At 28.9% G+C, this 20,148-nt stretch carries 22 protein-coding genes; 13 read left to right on the top strand and 9 right to left on the bottom strand.

Annotated elements, in window-relative coordinates:
* Positions 1–10: 10 nt before the first annotated feature.
* The gene (locus tag ACYPV9_RS13585; RefSeq protein WP_299065712.1) at positions 11–991 is read left to right on the top strand and encodes a CorA family divalent cation transporter; all 981 of its coding nucleotides are present in this window, start codon (positions 11–13) and stop codon (positions 989–991) included.
* 60 nt (positions 992–1,051) lie between these two features.
* Here ACYPV9_RS13585 and ACYPV9_RS13580 read toward each other — a convergent pair whose 3' ends face one another.
* Genes ACYPV9_RS13580 through ruvC form a run of 3 tightly spaced genes read right to left on the bottom strand, consistent with a single transcriptional unit; the run spans position 1,052 to position 3,508 of the window.
* A complete protein-coding gene (locus tag ACYPV9_RS13580; RefSeq protein ID WP_299065709.1) occupies positions 1,052–1,801 on the bottom strand; it encodes a cyclase family protein in 750 nt (249 codons plus the stop codon).
* A 25-nt stretch (positions 1,802–1,826) separates the two neighbouring features.
* Positions 1,827–2,954, bottom strand: a complete 1,128-nt coding sequence (gene hemW / locus ACYPV9_RS13575; RefSeq protein WP_459744571.1) for a radical SAM family heme chaperone HemW — start codon at positions 2,952–2,954, stop codon at positions 1,827–1,829.
* Positions 2,954–3,508: a crossover junction endodeoxyribonuclease RuvC gene (ruvC, locus tag ACYPV9_RS13570; RefSeq protein ID WP_299065703.1), complete on the bottom strand. Its 555-nt coding sequence runs from the start codon at positions 3,506–3,508 to the stop codon at positions 2,954–2,956. The genes hemW and ruvC overlap by 1 nt, the downstream gene beginning before the upstream one ends.
* 66 nt (positions 3,509–3,574) lie before the next feature.
* Between ruvC and ACYPV9_RS13565 the strand changes: the two genes are divergently transcribed.
* On the top strand, positions 3,575–4,525 hold the full coding sequence (locus ACYPV9_RS13565; protein ID WP_459744568.1) for a hypothetical protein: 951 nt from the start codon (positions 3,575–3,577) through the stop codon (positions 4,523–4,525).
* Complete coding sequence (locus tag ACYPV9_RS13560) at positions 4,522–5,637, top strand: glycosyltransferase (RefSeq protein WP_459744565.1); 1,116 nt, start codon at positions 4,522–4,524, stop codon at positions 5,635–5,637. Before ACYPV9_RS13565 ends, ACYPV9_RS13560 begins: the two co-directional genes overlap by 4 nt.
* Before the next feature lie 102 nt (positions 5,638–5,739).
* On the opposite strand, the gene folP is transcribed toward ACYPV9_RS13560, so the two are convergent.
* Positions 5,740–6,564, bottom strand: a complete 825-nt coding sequence (folP, locus tag ACYPV9_RS13555; RefSeq protein WP_299065698.1) for a dihydropteroate synthase — start codon at positions 6,562–6,564, stop codon at positions 5,740–5,742.
* Between the two features lie 107 nt (positions 6,565–6,671).
* On the opposite strand from folP, the gene ACYPV9_RS13550 reads away from it, so the two are divergent.
* From ACYPV9_RS13550 to ACYPV9_RS13540, 3 genes are read left to right on the top strand one after another with little or no spacing between them, the layout of a single operon-like run.
* Positions 6,672–7,208 (top strand): DUF1599 domain-containing protein, encoded by a 537-nt coding sequence (locus ACYPV9_RS13550; RefSeq protein WP_459744561.1) that lies wholly within the window; start codon positions 6,672–6,674, stop codon positions 7,206–7,208.
* A gap of 22 nt (positions 7,209–7,230) precedes the next feature.
* Positions 7,231–7,857: a hypothetical protein gene (locus ACYPV9_RS13545; RefSeq protein ID WP_459744559.1), complete on the top strand. Its 627-nt coding sequence runs from the start codon at positions 7,231–7,233 to the stop codon at positions 7,855–7,857.
* 10 nt (positions 7,858–7,867) lie between these two features.
* Complete coding sequence (locus ACYPV9_RS13540) at positions 7,868–8,830, top strand: BT_3928 family protein (protein ID WP_459744556.1); 963 nt, start codon at positions 7,868–7,870, stop codon at positions 8,828–8,830.
* A 26-nt stretch (positions 8,831–8,856) separates the two neighbouring features.
* Here ACYPV9_RS13540 and ACYPV9_RS13535 read toward each other — a convergent pair whose 3' ends face one another.
* On the bottom strand, positions 8,857–10,158 hold the full coding sequence (locus tag ACYPV9_RS13535; RefSeq protein WP_459744554.1) for a voltage-gated chloride channel family protein: 1,302 nt from the start codon (positions 10,156–10,158) through the stop codon (positions 8,857–8,859).
* 204 nt (positions 10,159–10,362) lie between these two features.
* Here ACYPV9_RS13535 and ACYPV9_RS13530 point away from each other — a divergent pair, with 204 nt between their 5' ends.
* Complete coding sequence (locus ACYPV9_RS13530) at positions 10,363–11,064, top strand: crotonase/enoyl-CoA hydratase family protein (RefSeq protein WP_459744552.1); 702 nt, start codon at positions 10,363–10,365, stop codon at positions 11,062–11,064.
* Positions 11,065–11,184: 120 nt separating this feature from the next.
* On the opposite strand, the gene ACYPV9_RS13525 is transcribed toward ACYPV9_RS13530, so the two are convergent.
* The 3 genes from ACYPV9_RS13525 to ACYPV9_RS13515 all read right to left on the bottom strand — a co-directional run bounded on the left by ACYPV9_RS13525 (position 11,185) and on the right by ACYPV9_RS13515 (position 13,542).
* Entirely contained in the window at positions 11,185–11,796 is a 612-nt protein-coding gene (locus ACYPV9_RS13525; RefSeq protein WP_299065689.1) for a DUF1684 domain-containing protein, read from the bottom strand.
* A 3-nt stretch (positions 11,797–11,799) separates the two neighbouring features.
* On the bottom strand, positions 11,800–12,345 hold the full coding sequence (locus ACYPV9_RS13520) for a DUF4252 domain-containing protein (protein ID WP_299065687.1): 546 nt from the start codon (positions 12,343–12,345) through the stop codon (positions 11,800–11,802).
* A 141-nt stretch (positions 12,346–12,486) separates the two neighbouring features.
* Positions 12,487–13,542 carry a branched-chain amino acid aminotransferase gene (locus tag ACYPV9_RS13515; protein ID WP_299065685.1) on the bottom strand — a complete coding sequence of 352 codons (1,056 nt, stop codon included), beginning with the start codon at positions 13,540–13,542 and terminating at the stop codon, positions 12,487–12,489.
* Between the two features lie 122 nt (positions 13,543–13,664).
* On the opposite strand from ACYPV9_RS13515, the gene ACYPV9_RS13510 reads away from it, so the two are divergent.
* From ACYPV9_RS13510 to cdaA, 6 genes are all read left to right on the top strand, one after another.
* A complete protein-coding gene (locus ACYPV9_RS13510; protein WP_299065683.1) occupies positions 13,665–14,189 on the top strand; it encodes a DUF4920 domain-containing protein in 525 nt (174 codons plus the stop codon).
* 12 nt (positions 14,190–14,201) lie between these two features.
* On the top strand, positions 14,202–14,855 hold the full coding sequence (gene mnmD / locus ACYPV9_RS13505; RefSeq protein ID WP_459744547.1) for a tRNA (5-methylaminomethyl-2-thiouridine)(34)-methyltransferase MnmD: 654 nt from the start codon (positions 14,202–14,204) through the stop codon (positions 14,853–14,855).
* 183 nt (positions 14,856–15,038) lie between these two features.
* Entirely contained in the window at positions 15,039–16,571 is a 1,533-nt protein-coding gene (locus ACYPV9_RS13500; protein ID WP_459744545.1) for a hypothetical protein, read from the top strand.
* Between the two features lie 72 nt (positions 16,572–16,643).
* Positions 16,644–18,458, top strand: a complete 1,815-nt coding sequence (locus ACYPV9_RS13495; RefSeq protein ID WP_459744542.1) for a cytochrome-c peroxidase — start codon at positions 16,644–16,646, stop codon at positions 18,456–18,458.
* Positions 18,459–18,516: 58 nt separating this feature from the next.
* Positions 18,517–18,648, top strand: a complete 132-nt coding sequence (locus ACYPV9_RS13490) for a hypothetical protein (RefSeq protein ID WP_299065674.1) — start codon at positions 18,517–18,519, stop codon at positions 18,646–18,648.
* A 197-nt stretch (positions 18,649–18,845) separates the two neighbouring features.
* Positions 18,846–19,622 carry a diadenylate cyclase CdaA gene (cdaA, locus tag ACYPV9_RS13485; RefSeq protein ID WP_459744539.1) on the top strand — a complete coding sequence of 259 codons (777 nt, stop codon included), beginning with the start codon at positions 18,846–18,848 and terminating at the stop codon, positions 19,620–19,622.
* 72 nt (positions 19,623–19,694) lie between these two features.
* Here the strand turns inward: cdaA and ACYPV9_RS13480 are convergent, their stop codons facing one another.
* Positions 19,695–20,117 carry a hypothetical protein gene (locus tag ACYPV9_RS13480; protein ID WP_299065667.1) on the bottom strand — a complete coding sequence of 141 codons (423 nt, stop codon included), beginning with the start codon at positions 20,115–20,117 and terminating at the stop codon, positions 19,695–19,697.
* Between the last annotated feature and the right edge of the window lie 31 nt (positions 20,118–20,148).

Raw genomic sequence — 20,148 nt, 5'->3', positions numbered from 1 at the left:
TAATATTTAAATGGAAAATATTTTTTTAGACAACACATCCATCATAAGTTATTCTAGTAACAATTACGAGAAAAATAATTTTTCTGCAATTTCTCAAATAAAACTTTCTCAAGGTACAGAAACTATAGAATGGTTAAACACCTACGGAATTAAGTATCAAGATGAATACAAAAAGGTAATTTATCAAAATAATTTAGATGACTTTTTGATAAAATTGTTAAGTGATGAAGAACACCCAAATAAAGTAATTTTATTAGACAATTTATTATTTATTACTACTCGTGTTTTAATTACAGAAAGTAGAAAATTAGATTCTGAACAGATGGTTTTTATTGTTTCTGCTGATTTTTTATGGTCTATTCAAGAAAAACATGGCGATTATTTTAATTGGATTCGTGAGCGTTTAGAGGGCAATAAAGGAATTGTTAGAAAGAAAAGAGCCGATTATTTGCTATTTCTACTTTTAGAATCTATTATAGATAACTACCAAGACACTTATGAAGAAAACGCTGTTTTAAGTGCCGATAAACTAAACTCTACACACATAAAACCAACACCAGAATTTACATCTTTAGTTGAACAAAGAAAACAAGAATTGTTCAATTTTAAAAAGGCTACAATGAGTTTAAAAGACACAATTGTAAAATTAGAAAAAATTGAAATTGATGGTTTTGATGTAAAATATTTTAGCGAATTAAAAGAACAAACAAACAACTTAATTTCTAATATCGATTTTGAATTGCAAGAACTAGAAAGTAAGATTAACTTAATTTTTAGTATTCAAGGGCATCGATTAAATGAAGTAATGAAAACACTTACAATTTTATCTGTAATATTTATTCCGTTAACTTTTTTAGCAGGAATTTATGGTATGAATTTCGAATATATACCAGAGTTAAAATTTAAATACGGTTACTTTATTTTATTAGGAATAATGGTTTTAGTAACAATTGCTTCAATTTGGTATTTTAGACGAAAAAAATGGTTTTAAAAATTAGATCATTAAAAAGCCTTTTCAACTTCGAGTTAAAAAGGCTTTTTTATTGATGTTCTATTTGATAATCTTATATAAAACAGGCTTACTTGGTGTTGCATCGTTTTCAAAAGGAGCAATCATTAAGTTTAATAAATATTCGCCATCTTCTACATCATTTGGTACATATATAAATTCTGTAATAGTAGCGTCCATTCTAATTTCTCCTGCTGTATTCCAGAATGCATTATGAGATAATAACTTACCATTGTCATTTTCTTTATCAACAGAAGGTAAATCAACTAATAAGTGTTTTATACCCTTTTCTCTTAGGTAAATTGCGGCTTTTTCAGACAAATATGTAGGATTTGTATTCGAATACTGCATACTTTTTTTATCATCTAAATTAGGTAACGTTCTAATTACAATAGCATCTCTTTTCTTATTTTTTAAAGCTGTTTTTAATTGCTTTACTCCGATCATAAAATCTCCATTATGAAACAACGGTGCAATAGTAACAACCTCTGCTAAAAATATAAAGTACTTTAAATTTTTGTTTACAGAATGTACTTCTTCTGTAATATGACCTACACATTCTGTGTGTGTTATATGAGAATGTGGATTAAAATGAATTGTATTAAAATTTACCACAGCACCTTCAGATACCTTTATGGTTTCTCCATCTATTTTTTCTGCAGTAATTGTAGGATCATCTAAATACCAAGCATTTACGTTTTTTTTAGTAGAATCTATAGGAATTGAAATATCTATAGGATTAGAGATATTTACTTCTATTTTTCTTGAGTTATACTCTATAGTTGCTTTCATTTTATACTTTACTATTTTTTAAACCTTAATTTAATTTGAACAAATCTGATGCAATTCCGTCAGCTAAAAACTTTCCTTTTTGCGTAGTTTTTAAGGTTTCATTTTCAATATACAATAAATCTTCGATTATAAATTTTTTCGATAATTTTTCTAAATAATTTAAATAATCACCTCCAAAATCTTTGTTTATTTTTAACAAAGAAACTCCCCAAACTGTTCGTAAACCTGTCATTACATATTCGTTATACCTGTCTGTTACAGAGAGTATTTCTCTTTCTATTGGCAATTTATCTTCTAGTATAGATTTTATATAATTCGAATTATTTCTAACATTCCAACTTCTTTCTTTTCCATTAAAAGAATGTGCAGAAGGCCCAATACCTAAGTAAGATTTACCTAACCAATAAGAAGAATTATTTTTACTAAAATAACTTTCTTGACCAAAATTAGACAATTCATAATGTATAAATCCTTCTTTTTTTAATGTTTTGGTTAAAATTTGAAACTGCTCTTCTGCCTTAACATCATCTACATTTTTAATTTTTCCTTTTTCTATTAAAGACGCTAATGCCGTTTTTGGCTCTACCGTAAGCGCATAACTAGATATGTGCGGAATACCAAAACTTAAAGCTGTTTTTATGTTTTCTTCCCATTCTTTATTGGTACAATCAGGTATGCCATATATTAAATCTACCGAAATGTTCTCGAAATATTTTGTGGCAATTTCTAAACATTTTTTTGCTTCGGATGCATTGTGTGCACGATTCATCAATTTTAAATCTTTTTCAAAAAAAGATTGCACACCAATACTTAATCTATTGATTACTGTTTTAGAAAGTTCTATTATTTTTTCTTCGGATAAATCATCAGGATTCGCCTCTAAAGTTACTTCTGGGTTTTCTACAACTTTAAAATGATTGTATACAGTATTAATCAAATCATTTATTTCTACTGTATTTAATACAGATGGCGTTCCGCCACCGAAATAAATAGTTTCTATTTTTTCGCTGTTTAATTCTTCCTTCCTAAGTTCAATTTCCTTTTTTAGGCAAAACAACATTTCTTCTTTTTTCTTTAAAGATGTAGAAAAATGAAAATCGCAATAAAAACATGCTTGTTTACAAAATGGTATATGAATGTATATTCCTGCCATTACTTTTTAACTCTCTTTTCATTTTGCTTTACAAAACTCGCCCAACCAGTATAATTTTTTCCACCTACTACTCTACCAGAGTTATAAAAATGGCAAACTGCTGCAGCCAAACCATCTGTTGCATCTAAATTTTTTGGCAATGATTTTAAATTTAAAAGCGATTTTAACATAAGTGCAACTTGTTCTTTACTAGCACTTCCGCTACCGGTAACTGCCATTTTTATTTTCTTTGGTAAATATTCGGTGATAGGAATTTCTCTAGACAAACCCGCAGCCATTGCAACGCCTTGCGCCCTACCTAACTTTAACATCGATTGTACATTTTTACCAAAAAAAGGAGCTTCAATCGCTATTTCATCAGGGTTATATGTATCAATAAGTTCTATGGTTCTTTCGAAAATTAGCTTTAGTTTTAAATAATGATCTTCGTATTTTTTTAAAAGCAATTCGTTCATCTGAACAAATTCCATTTTTTTACCAACCACTTTTATAACTCCAAAGCCCATAATTGTTGTTCCGGGATCAATTCCTAAAATTATTTTTTCTGTAGCCAAAAGCGCAAATTGTTTTTTGAATTTATCATTAAACTTAATGATGATTATTTATTACTTTGCAAAACAATGAAATATTCGCAAACACACAAATCTAAACAAATCTTTTGGTTGCTCATAAAACTAACGATTGTATTTATATGTGCATATTTTATTTGGCAAAAACTATACTTTAATAAGTTATTGTCTTTAGATGATTTTAAAAGTGTTTTAATTAAATCTGAGCTCTTTTCATTTAAAAACTGTAGTTTTCTACTCATACTAACGTTCATAAACTGGTTATTAGAAATATTAAAATGGAAAACACTAGTTAAAGAATTAAAAAACATTAACCTAATTACTGCTGCAAAACAATCTTTAGCATCACTTACAGCATCATTAATTACACCAAATAGAATTGGAGAATACGGTGCAAAAGCATTGTATTTTACAAAAAACAAGAGAATTAAAATTTTGCATTTAAACCTTATTGGTAATTTACATCAATTAATAGCAACGGTATTTTTCGGAGTTCTAGGTTTCGTTTATTTCTATAAAAACCATCCAATAAACATTAATCTCTCTAATTTTTATTCTGTTTTTATTTTAATATGCACAAGTTCTATTTTAATATTAGTTCTCTGGAAATTGGTAATTTCTAAATTGAATTTTTTTAAAGATCGTATTGTAAAAATCAAACTAAAAACACATCTAAATGTAGCTTTATACTCTTTTTTAAGATACCTTGTTTTTTCTCATCAATTTTATTTTTTATCGATACTTTTAAAAACAAACATTAGCTATATTGGCGCTATATCAGGTATTAGCACTATGTATCTAATAAGTTCTTTTATACCAATGTTATCTATTTTTGATGCAGTTCTAAAAGGTTCGATAGCTTTATTAATTTTTGAAATTTTAGGAGTAAATTCTATAATTATCTTAAGTATTACAACATTAATGTGGGTGCTTAATTTTGTTCTACCTTCAATTATTGGCAGTTATTTTGTTATCACATTTAAACCTAAAAAATTAGCATGATTTATCTACTCATTTTTTTGTACGTACTTTATGCGGTATTAATTATCTCTTTAGCAATTGGCTTTACTAGAGTTAAAGAATTTACTTACAAAACAAGCACTCAATTCACTAAGTTTACAGTTATTATTCCTTTTAGAAATGAATCTGAAAAATTGCCTTTATTGTTAAATTCTATTTTAGAATTAAATTACAATTTAGAATTTGTAGAATTTTTATTTATTGATGATGCTTCTTCTGATAACTCTACAGAAATAGTAGCTAATACCTTAAAAGAAACAGGAATTAATTATACTATTCTTAAAAATAAGCGCGTTTCTAATTCCCCAAAAAAAGACGCAATTACCTCTGCAATTGCAGTTGCAAAAAACAACTGGATTGTTACTACAGATGCAGATTGTATTTTACCCAAAGAGTGGTTAAAAGTCTTTAGTTGCTTTATAAAAGAGAAACAACCTAAAATGGTAGTTGCACCTGTAAATTACATTGTTAAAAACACTTCCTTAGAACAGTTTCAGTTACTAGACTTTATGAGTTTGCAAGCTACAACAATTGGTGGTTTCGGAATCGGGTTTCCGTTTTTATGCAATGGAGCTAATTTAGCCTATAGAAAAGATGTTTTTTTAGAATTAGATGGCTTTAAAGGCAATACAAAAATTGCAAGCGGTGACGATATTTTTTTGTTCGAAAAATTTAAACAAGTCTACAAAAAAAAGGTTCAGTTTTTAAAGTCTAAAGATGCAATGGTTACTACCTTTCCGGTAACAACAAATTCCGATTTAATAAATCAACGAGTACGTTGGGCATCTAAAACTAGTAATCTAAAATCTATTTTTGTAAAATTAATTGGTTTGCTAATTTTTCTGATTAACCTTAGTGTAGTATTAAGTATTTTCTTATCAAATAACTTACTTTTTATTCTAACACCTATTTTCGTAAAAATTTGTATCGATATACTATTGTTTATACCTGCTATGAATTTTTACAGTCATAAAAAATCTTTTTACAAATGGTATCTTTTTAGTAGTATTTTGTATCCTTTTTTTAGTGTATTTATTGTTTTTAAATCACTTTTTTATAAATATAATTGGAAAGGAAGAACATTTAAAAAATAAAAACGCAGTATCGATTGCAAACAAGTTTAGCCCTGATTGAACGGTTTGTTTGAGCTCTTTTGAGGAACGAAAAAAGCGAGTAGTGAAAGCAGGAAATAGCTTCTAAAAAGAAATCTTATTTACAATTTTAATAGCTTCAATTGCTTCTTTTACATCGTGTACTCTTAATATATTTGCGCCATTTAAAAGTGCAATTGTATTGGCTGATGTTGTTGCATTTAAAGCTTCTTGCGCAGTAATGTCTAGTGTTTTATATAACATAGATTTTCTTGAAATTCCTGCTAAAATAGGAGCATCTAATGATTTAAATAAACTCAAATCTTTAAGAATTTCAAAATTATGATTGATAGTTTTACCAAAACCAAAACCAACATCAATAATTACATCATTAAGTTTTAGCTGATGTAATTTGTGTATTTGAGCAGCAAAAAAACTAATAATTTCTTGAATTACATTGTTATACACAGGGTTTTTCTGCATGTTTTGCGGTGTACCTAACATATGCATTAAAATGTAAGGTACTTGAAGGTTGGCAACGGTTTCGAACATGTTGTCATCCATATTTCCGCCAGAAATATCGTTTACAATAGCTGCACCTGCATTTATAGTTTCGTTGGCAACTTTACTTCTAAAAGTATCTACAGAAATAATGATTTCAGGAAAATTTTTAAGTAACAAATTAATTACAGGAACAATTCTTTGTAACTCTTCTTTTTCTGAAATATGTTTTGCGCCTGGTCTAGAAGAATATGCGCCAACATCGATAAAGGTCGCGCCATCTGTTAACATTTTTTCTGTTTGAGAAAGTATATCAGACTCATTTTTATACTTACCGCCATCAAAAAAAGAATCGGGTGTAATGTTTAAAATTCCCATAACTTTAGGCGATGAAAGATCGATTAAGGTTCCTTTACAATTTATGGTCATTTTACTTATTTTTAAATTATGAATGTAGTTTTAAAAAACTTCTGTAAAAATAAAAGAAAAGCTTATAGTATTTAGTATTTTTGAACAAATACTTTTAATAAAATAGAATGCAAGATACATCTAAACAATATGATGCTGTAATTAAAGAATGTAGAAGTTTATTTATAAAAAAAATGAGCGATTACGGTTCTGCGTGGAGAATTTTACGCTTACCATCTTTAACAGATCAAATATTTATAAAAGCAACTAGAATTCGTCAATTACAAGAAAATGAAGTTAGAAAAGTAGACGAAGGTGAGAAATCTGAATTTATAGGAATTATAAATTATTCGATAATGGCTTTAATTCAGTTAGAAAAAGGTGTGGTAGAAAATCCGGATTTAAATACTGAAGAAGCAACCGTTTTATATGATGAACATGCAAAAATCACTAAAGAATTAATGATGAATAAAAATCATGACTATGGTGAAGCTTGGAGAGATATGCGCGTTTCTAGTTTAACCGATTTAATTTTACAGAAATTATTACGTGTAAAACAAATTGAAGACAACAAAGGTAAAACAATTGTATCGGAAGGTATAGACGCCAATTACCAAGACATGATTAATTATGCAGTTTTTGCAATGATTCACTTAGGGAATTAGGAATCTTTTTAAAATTATTAATATGAAAAAGTTAATTTATTTACTTGCAATTAGTTTTATTTCAAACTCATTTATAAAGAATTCTACATTAGATGAAATGAAGGCAGATGCTTCCATGTCTAAGTTCTTTACAAATAATGAGTTGAAAGATTTGGCTAAAATTGTAGATTTTTTTGAAAGCCAATTATGCTTAGAAAAAAATATAACTAAAGAAGCTTGTTATTTCGATTTTAATAAAAAAACAATCACAAATGCAATTAATGGAAATAAAACTCTAGATCTTAAAATAGATTACAAACTACAGCAGGAATTGTACTCTAAGATTGATAGTCTTTTCTTAAAAGAAATTTGGGTTCATCCAACTTATTTTAAAGATATAGACTTGAAGCATAAGATAACAGAAGAGAATTATGATCTTAATCAAATTGGTAAATACATGTTGTTTTTAGAAAGTTTAAAAGAAGAAGATGTATTATTTAGAGATTTCCATAAAATTTTTAAAATGTCAAATGAAATTTCTTTTAGTGTGAACGCTGCTGCATTTTACAAGCTTAAAGCAGAAGAATTTAAAGGCATCAAAAGAAGATTATTTTTTGCTATTTATTATTTAACCGTAAATGATAAAATAAATAACATTACAATAAGATAAAAAACGTAAAATGAAAATAATAATACAATTATTTAGAATTATAGTGGGAGCCTTATTTATTTTTTCTGGCTTTGTAAAATTGGTAGATCCTATTGGTTCTCAATATAAATTTCAAGAATATTTCTCTGAAAGTGTTTTAAATATGGAGTTTTTAATTCCGTATGCTTTACCATTTGCAATAATTTTAATTGTAGCAGAAATACTATTAGGTGTTATGATTTTAATTGGATATAAACCTAAAGCGACTGTTTGGAGTTTGTTAATTATTACTACAATTTTCTTATTTTTAACATGGTATTCTGCTTACTATAATAAAGTTACAGATTGTGGTTGCTTTGGTGATGCGATAAAATTAACACCTTGGGAAACTTTCTATAAAAACGTAATTCTAATTGCTTTAATTGTGGTTTTATTAATTAAAGTTGAATTGATAAAGCCAATTTTTAGTGGTAAAATTCCGAAGATAATTACCTTTTTATCTCTAGGTATTTTCTTATTTATTGTACAACATGTTTTAACACATTTACCAATAATAGATTTTAGAGCTTATGCTATTGGTAAAAACTTACAAGAAGGAATGCAATATCCTGCGGATGGCTCTATACCGCCAGTGCATGATTTTATGTTAGAAGATACCCAACAAGATTTAGCGCCAGTTTTATTAGACAAAGAAAAGGTAATGTTGGTAATTGTTTACAATTTAGACAAGTCTGATGTTAAGGGTTTTCCGGCAATTAAAGATATTTCTAACAAAGCAAAAGAAAAAGGTTATACGGTTTACGGTGTTTCTGCTTCTTTTTCTGATGATTTAAATCTTGCTAAAGAAAAATACAATTTGCCTTTCGAATTTTTATTTTGTGATGAAACAACTTTAAAAACAATGATTAGAGCAAATCCAGGAGTTGTAATATTAAACAAAGGAACAGTAACTCAAAAGAAAAATTGGGTAGATGTAGATGATTTAGAATTGTAACTAAATCAACAAAATATTAAAAAGGATTAATTCTTATTGCGCAGATTGTCTGCATCAGTAAGTGTTAATCCTTCTTCTTTTTTATGAAATATATGTTTAGAACTACCTATAATTTGAGCAGAATATATACCAGAATGTCCAGAGAACAAGAATGCACTTGTACATGCTAAAGCTATAAAAACGCCAGATTCAATTCCGAATAATTCAATTCCCATAATTGTACAAGCAATTGGCGTGTTGGTTGCGCCAGCAAATACAGCAACAAAACCCATACCAGCTAAAAGTGGCATTGGTAATGGTATAAACCATATTAAAACATTACCTAAAGTTGCGCCAATAAAAAACAACGGAGTAACTTCTCCTCCTTTAAATCCTGCACCAAGTGTAAAAGAGGTAAACAAAAGTTTTAAGATAAAATCGTAAGAATTTAGGTTGATATCAAAAGCATCAACAATAGTTGGTACACCAAGTCCCATATATTTTGTAGTGCCAATAAGATACCAAGTTATTGCTAAAATTACACCACCAATTACGGGTCTTAATGGCGGATAATTAATTAAGCTTTTAAATGTTTTGCCCCAGAAATGTGTAGATTTTGAAAACAACATACTAGTTAATCCAAAAATAATTCCTGCTAATAATGCCCACAATACAGTAACTGGCGTTAACTCTGCTACTGTAGAAATTGTATAATGTGTATGATGAGAAATTTGCCAAAAATCGCAAAAATAGTTTGCAAAAACTGCTGCTAAAAAGCTTGGTACAATTGCATCGAACTTTACTCTTCCAATAACCATAACTTCTAAAGCAAATATTGCACCTGCCAATGGTGTGCCAAACACAGAAGAAAAACCTGCACTTATACCAGCTATTAAAAGTATTTTTCTGTCTACTTTAGAAAGTTTAAAAACTTTGGTAAATTGATCTGCAATAGCACCACCAATTTGTACTGCTGTACCTTCTCGACCAGCAGAACCACCAAATAAATGAGTTAAAATTGTTCCTAAAAAAACCAAAGGAGCCATTTTTAAAGGAATTACTTTTTTAGGAGAATGATATTCTTCTAACAACATATTGTTTCCTTTTACAACACTTTTACCAAAATAATGATAAGACAAACCAATTATTAAACCTGCAATTGGTAGTAACCAAACAATCCAAATATTTGTTTCTCTATATGTTGTTGCCCATTCTAACGTCCAAAGAAAAACCGCAGAAGCACTTCCTGTTAATGCCCCAATAAGTAAACAAATAAAAGTCCATTTAACTAGAAAAAGCAAAGAAAAACTTTGTTGAAAAGAGAAAAAAAATTGTTTAATTTTAGTCATAAAATTTTACAAAAACCTTTAGTTAACTTCATTATTATAATTGAATTAATAAATAACTAGAGATCAATTTTTTAAAAGTGAAAGGGCAAAAATAAACAATTTAATATTAAGAAGATTTAAACTTTTACTAATCAAATATTAATAGAAACTCTATACTTTTTAAGATTTTATTGTACCTTGTTTTAACTAATTAAAAATGATAAAATGAACGAATTTGTTACCTATAAATCTGAAGAAAATTATGCATTAATAACAATTAATAATGGTAAGGCCAATGCTATTTCTCCTGCTGTTATTGATGGTTTAAATTTAAGTTTAGATAAAGCCGAGCAAGAGAATAAAGTGGTTGTTTTAACAGGGCAAAAAGGAATCTTTTCTGGAGGTTTTGATTTGAAATTTATGACAAAGTCACCCGAATCTGCCAAAGAATTAGTTACTAGTGGTTCTAAGTTGTCTTTAAGAATGTTATCTTTTGCTAAGCCTATAATTATAGCTTGTTCTGGTCATGCAATTGCTAAAGGCGCTTTTTTATTATTATCTGCCGATTACAGAATTGGTGTAAAAGGAGATTTTAAAATTGGTTTAAATGAAGTTTTAATTGGTATGACAATGCACAATGCAGGTATTGCAATTGCAAAAGCGCGTTTGTCTAAAGTATATTTAAATAGAAGTATAAATAATGCAGAAATTTATAATACTAAGCAAGCTGTAGATGCTGGGTTTTTAGATGTTATTGTTGATGAAGATCATTTATTACCAACAGCTATTAAAGTTGCAGAAATGTCTTCTAAATTAAATGCAAAAGCACATGCAGAAACCAAACTAAAGGTTAGAAAACAAGATTTAATTGATTTAGAGAAAGCTATTGCAGCAGATTTAGAAGCAGATATTTCTATTAATCAGTAATATACGTTATTTAAATTTCTAATTGCTAGCAAATAGGTTTAGCCCTGATTGAACGGTTTGTTTGAGCTCTTTTGAGGAACGAAAAAAGCGAGTAGTGAAAGCAGGAAATAGCTTCTAAAATTATTTTTTAAAATCTTTAATTCCTGCTGTTACTTCTAAGTCGATGTGATTTTTTCTTGGTGTTAGTGGGCAAGAATATTTGTCGTTATAGGCGCAATAAGGGTTGTATGTGTTGTTAAAATTTAACTCTAATGTATCATCTTTTTTTATGTCTGTAAGCATTACATCCATATAACGTCCGCCACCGTATGATTGGTCTGCAGAGGTGTTGTCTGTAAACGGTAAAAATAAATAGTCTTTATATTTTTCGTCTCTTAAATCGTCTTGACTCTGGTAAATAGTTAGTTGTATATCTTTTCCTTTTAATTTAAAATTTAATTTACCAAATTCTTTGTACAAAGGTTTTCTATCTGTAGTTGTTGCCATTTCAAATGTTGGTGCATTTTCTGTTCTAATTAATTTTGCGGTTACTATAAAAGTAGAATCTACAGGAAAAAAATCTAAGCCTTTAAACTTTTTTAAATCTCTCTTTTTTAAAGGTGATTTAGAAGCGTCTTTATAATTTGCATTTAATTTTTGTTGATATTCAGTAACGCCCATTAATGGTCTTTTGCCTTGCGAATTACAAGATATCATCAATAATAAAGTAAAAACAACTACTATTTTTTTCATTTTTTAATTTGGATTAAAACCAGGTGTAATTTTAGTACTTGGTGTTATTTGGTAATTTTGAATTAATTTATTTGAAAGGTTTTCAAATTGGTTTTCTTCGGATAATTTTCTAATTTGATTTGGGTCAAAACGACCTTTTAAATAAAAGACAGATGTTTTTGCTAATGTAGAGTTAAAAATAATTGCTTGGGTTACTACATCTCCATCTTCTTTTACAGAAACTATTTTAGTTTTTTCTGGTCGATTACTTCTCAACATGTCTGTAAAGTTGTTGTCTGTAACCAAATTCATCTCATTAATTAACTGCGTCTGTTTTTGCTGATCTATATCTGTAAAAGTTATGAATTTAAAATCTTTTACGTTACCAAATAAGTTGTTAACTTCAGGAGAAATATTAGTTAACAATGCGCGCATAAAATTAGGAACTTGAAATGCTGTTACGCCAATATCTTTTTTATGATTATTAAAAAAACTTTGGAAAGTTTTACCACTACCACAAGAAAGAAGTAATAAAATAGTAGCTAAAAAAGTAATAAATTTAGTTTTCATATTTTTTTTATAAAAGTACAAAATTAATCAAATTAAATTTTCTTGATAGTTAGTATGGTTCTTTATATGCTTAGTTTAATAATAAAGTAAAAAAAAGCACTAAGTTTTTACTTAGTGCTTTTATACTGCTTGAAAATTTATTTATAGTTGAACCCTCCAACCATAAGGATCTTCTGTTTTATTTGTTTGAATATCTGTAATTGTTTTCTTTAAAAGGGCTGCATAAGGTTTTTCTAATTCTGGTAAATCGTAATCATTTTCTTGAAAACCAAATCCTGCAATAGGAGATATTACTGCAGCTGTACCTGCACCAAACATTTCTTTTAACTCTCCAGATTTTGCAGCAGCGATTACTTCTGTTACAGAAATCTTTCTAACTTCTACATTAATATCTAAATCTTTAGCTATTTGAATAATACTTTTACGTGTAATACCGTCTAAGATTCTATCGTTTGTTGGGCTAGTAATTAACGTATCGTTAATTCTAATAAAAATATTCATTGCACCAGCCTCTTCAATATACTCGTGTGTATTGTCATCTGTCCAGATTACTTGGTTGTAACCTTTCTCTATAGCTAATTGAGTTGGATAGAATTGTGCAGCATAATTACCACCAGCTTTTGCAAAACCAACACCACCGTTTGCAGCACGTGCATATTTTTCTTCAATTAAAACTTTTACTTTACCAGCAAAGTAAGCTCCTGAAGGTGCAGTACAAATCATAAATTTATATTCATCTGCAGGAGATGCATGAAAACCATTACCCGAAGCAAACATAAATGGTCTAATGTATAAAGAACTACCTTCTTTTGTTGGTATCCAAGCGTCATCTACTTTTAATAAAGCTTTTAAACCATTCATAAAAGTTTCTTCTGGTATTTGCGGAATCACTAAACGCTCTGCAGATTTATTTAAACGCTTACAGTTATCTAAAGGTCTAAATAATAATGTATTTCCGTCTGTATCTTTATAAGCTTTCATCCCTTCAAAAATAGATTGTCCGTAATGAAAAATCTTAGCGGAAGGATCTAAAGAAATTGGAGCAAAAGGCTCTATAACAGCATCTTGCCATTTACCATCTTTAAACGTACAAGTTAGCATATGATCAGAATAAACACTACCAAAAGGCAAGTTATTAAAATCAACTGAGTCTATTTTCGACTTTTCTATATGTTTGATTTCTATGTTAGAATTCATAATTTGTTTGATTAAATTTCTCTACAAATGTACATAATTTATTCATCTGTAGTAACATAAAAAAGGTCGTTTTACTGTTAAATTGATTACATTTGTAAAACAAGTTATTAAAAATAAATCATATGAAATTAGTTGTAAAATTATGTGCTGTAGCACTTTTAGTATTTACTGGATGTAAAGAGGTTAAAAAAGGAAGTAACCAAGAAGCAACAACACCAGCACCAAAAACATTTGCTTTTCAATCTTACGGAGATGAAATTTCTAAAGAAAATGCTTTAACTTCTAAAGCAATGCTTGCAAAATTTGAAACTATGAACGTTGGTGATACTATAGATGTAAAATTTGCCTCTAATATTAAAGAAGTTTGTGTTAAAAAAGGATGTTGGATGAAATTGCCTTTAGAAAACGAAACAGAAACAATGGTACGTTTTAAAGATTATGGCTTTTTTATGCCCTTAGATTCTCAAGGTAAAGAAGTAATTGTATCAGGTAAAGCTTTTGTAAAAATAACGCCAGTAGATGAGTTAAAGCATTATGCAGAAGATGCAGGTAAAAGTGCTGATGAAATAGCAAAAATAACTGCTCCAAAAAAAGAATATGCTTTTGAAGCAAACGGAGTTTTATTAAAATCTGAAATTACTTTATAATAAAGTTACATTTTGAAAAGAGAAATATTAATTACTTCGGATGGTTCTTCTACCATACATCTACCAGATTGGGATGAACAATATCATTCTAAAAATGGTTCTATCAATGAAACCTACCATGTTTTTATAAAATGTGGTTTAAAAGAAGTTGTTGCAGACAAAGTTTCTATACTAGAAATTGGTTTTGGCACAGGTCTTAACTGTTTTATAACTTATTTAGAAGGTAAAAAAGAAATTGATTATGTTGGTGTAGAAGCTTACCCTGTTACAGCAGATGAAATTGATAAAATGAATTTTGTTGCAGTTTTAGAAGCAAAAGAACAAGAAGAAGTTTTTAAAAAAATGCATGATGTTTCATGGAAAAAAAAGCATCAGATTTCTGATAATTTTACTTTAACCAAAAGAAAACAATTTTTTGAAGATATAAATGATGAAAACGCATTTAATTTAATTTATTATGATGCATTCGGTGCACGTGTACAACCACAACTCTGGACCGAAGAAATTTTCTTAAAGATGTACAAAGCATTAAAACCAAACGGAATTTTAGTAACCTATTCTGCTAAAGGCAGTGTTAGAAGAGCTATGCAAGCAGTTGGTTTCTTTGTAGAACGTTTACCAGGCCCACCAGGTAAAAGAGAAATGCTAAGAGCTACAAAAAAGTAGTTTTCTTACAAATATACTATCGAGCGGTAAAGGTTGTTAATACAATTTTTACCGCTCGTAATATTTAGATAAAGTTCTTAACTTTTATCTAACCCTAGTTTAACAATATGGTTTTTCTTAGTTAACAATACCTTTTTTTTATAATTATAGTTTTGGCGTCATAACTAACTTTTAATTATAATCATGAAAAAACCAATTACAAAATTATTTTTAGCGCTTACATTTATGAGTGCTAGTTTTACTTTAATAACAAGTTGTGCTGAAGATGGCTTAAACGGAATTGACGGTGTAAACGGACAAAATGGGCAAGACGGAAAAGATGGTAAAGATGGGCAAGACTTTACTCCTAGTCCAGAACTATTTTCAAACAAGTCTACATTATCTCCTTTAGTAAAAATTAATACAAATTACACAGATTTAAAAGCGTATTCTTTAATAAGCTCTACAGATGTATTATCTAACGGTTTTCGTTTGCTAGGAGCACAAGATGGTGCCGGATTTTTAAAAGACGGAGATGAATATATTTTAGTAGTAAACGCAGAAGATGACTATGGTGTTTCTAGAATTCGTTTTGATGAGTTTATGAATCCTTTAGAAGGAGATTGGTTACTAAATGCTGGTGTTGCAGATTTTGCAAGACAATGTTCTGCTACAATGTGGGAAAAAGAAATTCATGGTGGTGATAAAGACATTTTCTTATCTGCATCAGAAAGCATTGCATACGATGTAAAAGCAATTGACCCTTGGGTAGAAACACCAACACCAACTGCAGATTTTGGTTTAGATGCTTTAGGTGAGTTTTCTTGGGAAAATGCAGTACCATTACCTAAAGACGCCTATTCGGGTAAAACTGTAATTATTGGTGGCGATGATGATTCTAGCGGTTCTGAAGGACAAGTAACAATGTATGTTTCTGAAAACGGAGACGCAGATTTAGAAAATGGTAAAATTTACGTGTTAAGATTTAAACAAGTTTCTGATGGAGCAAAAGGAGTTAAAAGTGTTGATGCATCTACTGTTTACAACGAAGGTAGTTTAGATTTTGGTAATACATATGATGTAGAGTTTGTAGAAATAGAAAATGGTGCAAGCATGACTAAAAGTGAAATGGAGACTGCTTGTACAAACGTTTTTGCATCTCAATTTATGAGAGTAGAAGATGTAGATTATCAAAAAGGATCGGACGCAAATGCAAGAAATGTGTTTTTTGCAGTAACTGGTAGAGGTCCAGGAAGAGGAACCTATAATGATTGGGGTACTGTTTATAAATTAGAATTAGACGATACAAATCCGTTAGAAGGAAAATTAACTCAAATTATTAGCGGAAATACAGATACTAATAATAAAGACGGAAACATAGCAGAACTACAAAGCCCTGATAATATTTGCGTAACAGAAAACTATGTATATGTGCAAGAAGACCCTAATTCTTTTAGTAGAAATCATGCAGCACAAATTTATCAAACAGATTTAAGCGGTAACAATGCAAACGTTGTATTAGAGTTAAAAGTAGAAAGTAACTTATCTCCAACAGGAAGCAGTAATTTCTCTGGAGAATTTGGGGCATTAATAGATGTTTCTGATAAAATAGGTCAACCAGATACTTTTATTCTTGCATTACAACCACATTATTGGCAAAGTGAAGATTTTAGATCTGCAAATTTACCTCATAATCAAGGTGGTCAAATAGTTTTATTACAAGGTTTACCTAGATAATTAACATTAAATTTATTTTATAAAATGAGTCTCTATGTAACATAGAGATTCATTTGTTTTTATACTTTTTTTATGAAAATTAAAACTACTTTATTTATATCAATATTAATACTAACTATTTCTTGTAATAAAAAGCAAGAAAAAAAGTACACAACTAAGATCGATTGGTCGACTGCCCAAGGTTTTTATATAGAAAACATTTCCACAGCAATTAGTTATTTAGACAGCTTAAAACAAGAAGGTTTTAAAGGCAATAAAACAAAGTTTTACTTTAAAAAAGTAAGAGAAAATTTTAAAAAAGCAGAACCTTATATTTCATATTTAAATCCAGAAGTTGGACATCGAGCAAATGGACCAGCGTTACCTTTTTACAAAGAAGATAATGGTAAAATATTAGAACCTGTCGGATTACAGAAAATAGAAGAAAGCATCTACGATTTAGAAACATCAGAAGTAGATTTTAATAAAGAAATATATGTTACAAAAGGATTATTTTCGGTATTAAAAAAGGGTGCTTTAAAAAGAAAGTTAAATCCGCAACGATTTTTTATAGCCACACATCAACAATTATTTAGAATTGCTAGTTTGGCAATTTCTGGTTTCGATACACCAGTTAGCCATCTAGGAATCTCAGAAACCATTACTTCACTAGAAAGTTTATTATTTGTCTACTCTAAAACATTACAACCAATAATTCAAACAAAAAATAACAATTTAGATTTAGAATTTAGAGAAAATATAGAGAAAGCTATCACTTTTATAGAAAAGAATACAGATTTTAATACTTTTGATAGATATACTTTTACAAGAGATTATTTTAATTCCATTACAAAAAATTGGGTAGCAATTAGAAAAGAATCAGAATTATGGCAACCTGTAAAATCTGAACCTTTTAATTTTGATGCTCCTACTTTTTTCGAAAACAATTCTTTCAATTTAAATTACTTTACGCCACCATCAAATAGAAATCCTACAGAAAAACAAATAAGTTTAGGTAAAAAATTATTTTCTGATCCTACATTATCAAAAGATAAAAAAATGGCATGTATCAGTTGTCATTTGCCAGCAAAAGGTTATGCCGATGGTGTTGCTTTAAACAAAGATAATAAAGGGAATTTATTATTAAGAAATACACCAACGTTAATCAATTCAGCCTTTCAAAAAAGTTTCTTTTGGGATGGTCGATCTCGTGATTTATTAGATCAAATTTCGATGGTTTTTAGTAATTCTAAAGAATTTAACACAGAAGTTCATACGTTTTCAGAAGACATTTTAAAAGACACCACGTATATAAAATTATTTACAGAAGCTTATAACACCGTGCCAAAAAGTAATAGAGAAGTAATTAAAGCAATTTCTTCTTATGTGTCTACATTAAATAGTTTCAACTCTAAATTCGATAGAAATATTCGAGGACAAGAAAGCACATTTACAGCAAGCGAAAAGAAAGGCTACAATTTATTTATGGGAAAAGCACTATGTGCAACCTGCCATTTTATGCCATTAACAAACGGAACCGTTCCTCCATTTTTTACAGAAACCGAAAAAGAGGTTATTGGTGTGCCAGAAACCAATCAGAATAAAAAATTAGATGACGATTTAGGTTTTTATTGGCGTTACAAAGAAGAATTACACAAAGGTATGTTTAAAACACCAAGTATAAGAAATGCAGCAATAACTGCACCTTACATGCATAACGGCGTTTACAATACACTAGAAGAAGTGCTTAATTTTTACAATCTTGGTGGCGGTAGCGGTCTTGGTTTTAAATTAGAGCATCAAACTTTACCGTTCGATAATTTAGAATTAACACCCCAAGAACAACAAGATATTATTGAGTTTATAGAAACATTAACAGACAATCCTGCCGATTCAGAAAACTATTAAAGTTAAAAACTTTTTGTGTCGGTACATTTTTTTATCTTCGTTATTAAAATATTTTTAAATGGAGTTTAAAAGAAAATTTGGAAGAAAGAAAGAAGCAAAACCTAAAAGAGGCCTTTTTTTAGTTTTATTGTTAGCAGTTGCATTAATACTTTGGTTTAAAGCAGAAGCATTAATGAACGCTTTATTTTAATTCTTTAGAAGCTATTTCCTGCTTTCACTACTCGCTTTTTTCGTTCCTCAAAAGAGCTCAAACATACCGTTCAATCAGGGCTAAACTTACTTGTTTGCTGCACTAAGTATTTATTTTCACAATAATTATTTAATATAGATTCCCATATTGTTCTCCAAATAATTTATTAGTACTTTAGCCTAAAATCAATAATTTTTATGCTCGATTTTATAGAATTTTCTTTATTAGATGTTTTAGATATTTTGCTAGTAGCAATACTACTCTACTATATTTATAAACTTTTAAAAGGAACTGTAGCTATAAATATAGTAATTGGTATTGCTTTAATTTTCTTAATCTGGAAAATTACACAAGCCCTAAAAATGGAAATGCTTAGTGGCATTTTAGGATATTTACTTTCTGGTGGTGTAATTGCCTTAATTATTGTTTTTCAGCAAGAAATAAGAAAATTCTTGTTAATGATTGGTACCACTAATTTTACCAATAAAAGAAGTTTTTTAAAACAATTAAAATTTTTACAGACAGAAATTGGTTCAGATATTGATACCGAAACAATTATAGAAGCATGCCAAAAAATGGCTAAATCTAAAACTGGTGCTTTAATTGTTATAGAAAGAACAAATAGTTTAGATTTTTTAATTAATACAGGCGATAAAATGAATGCGCTTTTAAACGATGCTTTATTACAAAGTATCTTTTATAAGAACAGCCCTTTACACGATGGGGCATTAATTATTAGAGATAATTATATTGTAGCTACAAGAGTGGTATTACCAATTTCGGATAGTACAAAGATTCCGGCAAGATTTGGTTTAAGACATAGAGCTGCCATTGGTGTATCAGAGAAAACAGATGCTGTTTGTTTACTAGTCTCTGAAGAAACAGGAGAAATATCCTATATAAAAGACGGTGGTTTTGAACTTTACGCTAATTATACAGACCTAAACGAAAAGGTTAGAAAAGACCTTATGTAAAATATTTAAATAAAAAAAGGTTCTCTAAATTAGAGAACCTTTTTTTATTTATAATGGTGAAACTAAATTTAATTATTTAGCTGGTGCCATTTTAGACTGAATTTGAGCCATTACCTTTGCATACATTTCTTGCTCTTCTTTTGGCAACTTAGAAGCCATTTCTCTACCTTCATCTAATAATTTTTTTCCTTTAGCAGCAATAGAAGTAATTTTAGCAACATTACCATCTGCAGCAATATAATCTCTAGCATAAACTGTATATGCCTTTAAGTTTTCTACAATTTTATCATTAGAAAAAGAAGGAATTGTAATACCAACTAAACCAGATTCCATTGGCTTTTCTACAACGATATCTGTTTCTACTTCTTTTTTAACAACTTCTGTTGTGTTTTCTAATACTTCAGTTTCTTTAATTTCTTTAACATCTTTAGTGTTAGATTTACAAGAAGTAAACATTAAAGCACCAATAAATACAATTGATAATAATTTTTTCATTTTATATTGTTTTAGATTGAATACCAAATTT

The organism is Polaribacter sp. OB-PA-B3 (assembly GCF_054589375.1).
This window is presented reverse-complemented; position numbering and strand designations above follow the sequence as displayed.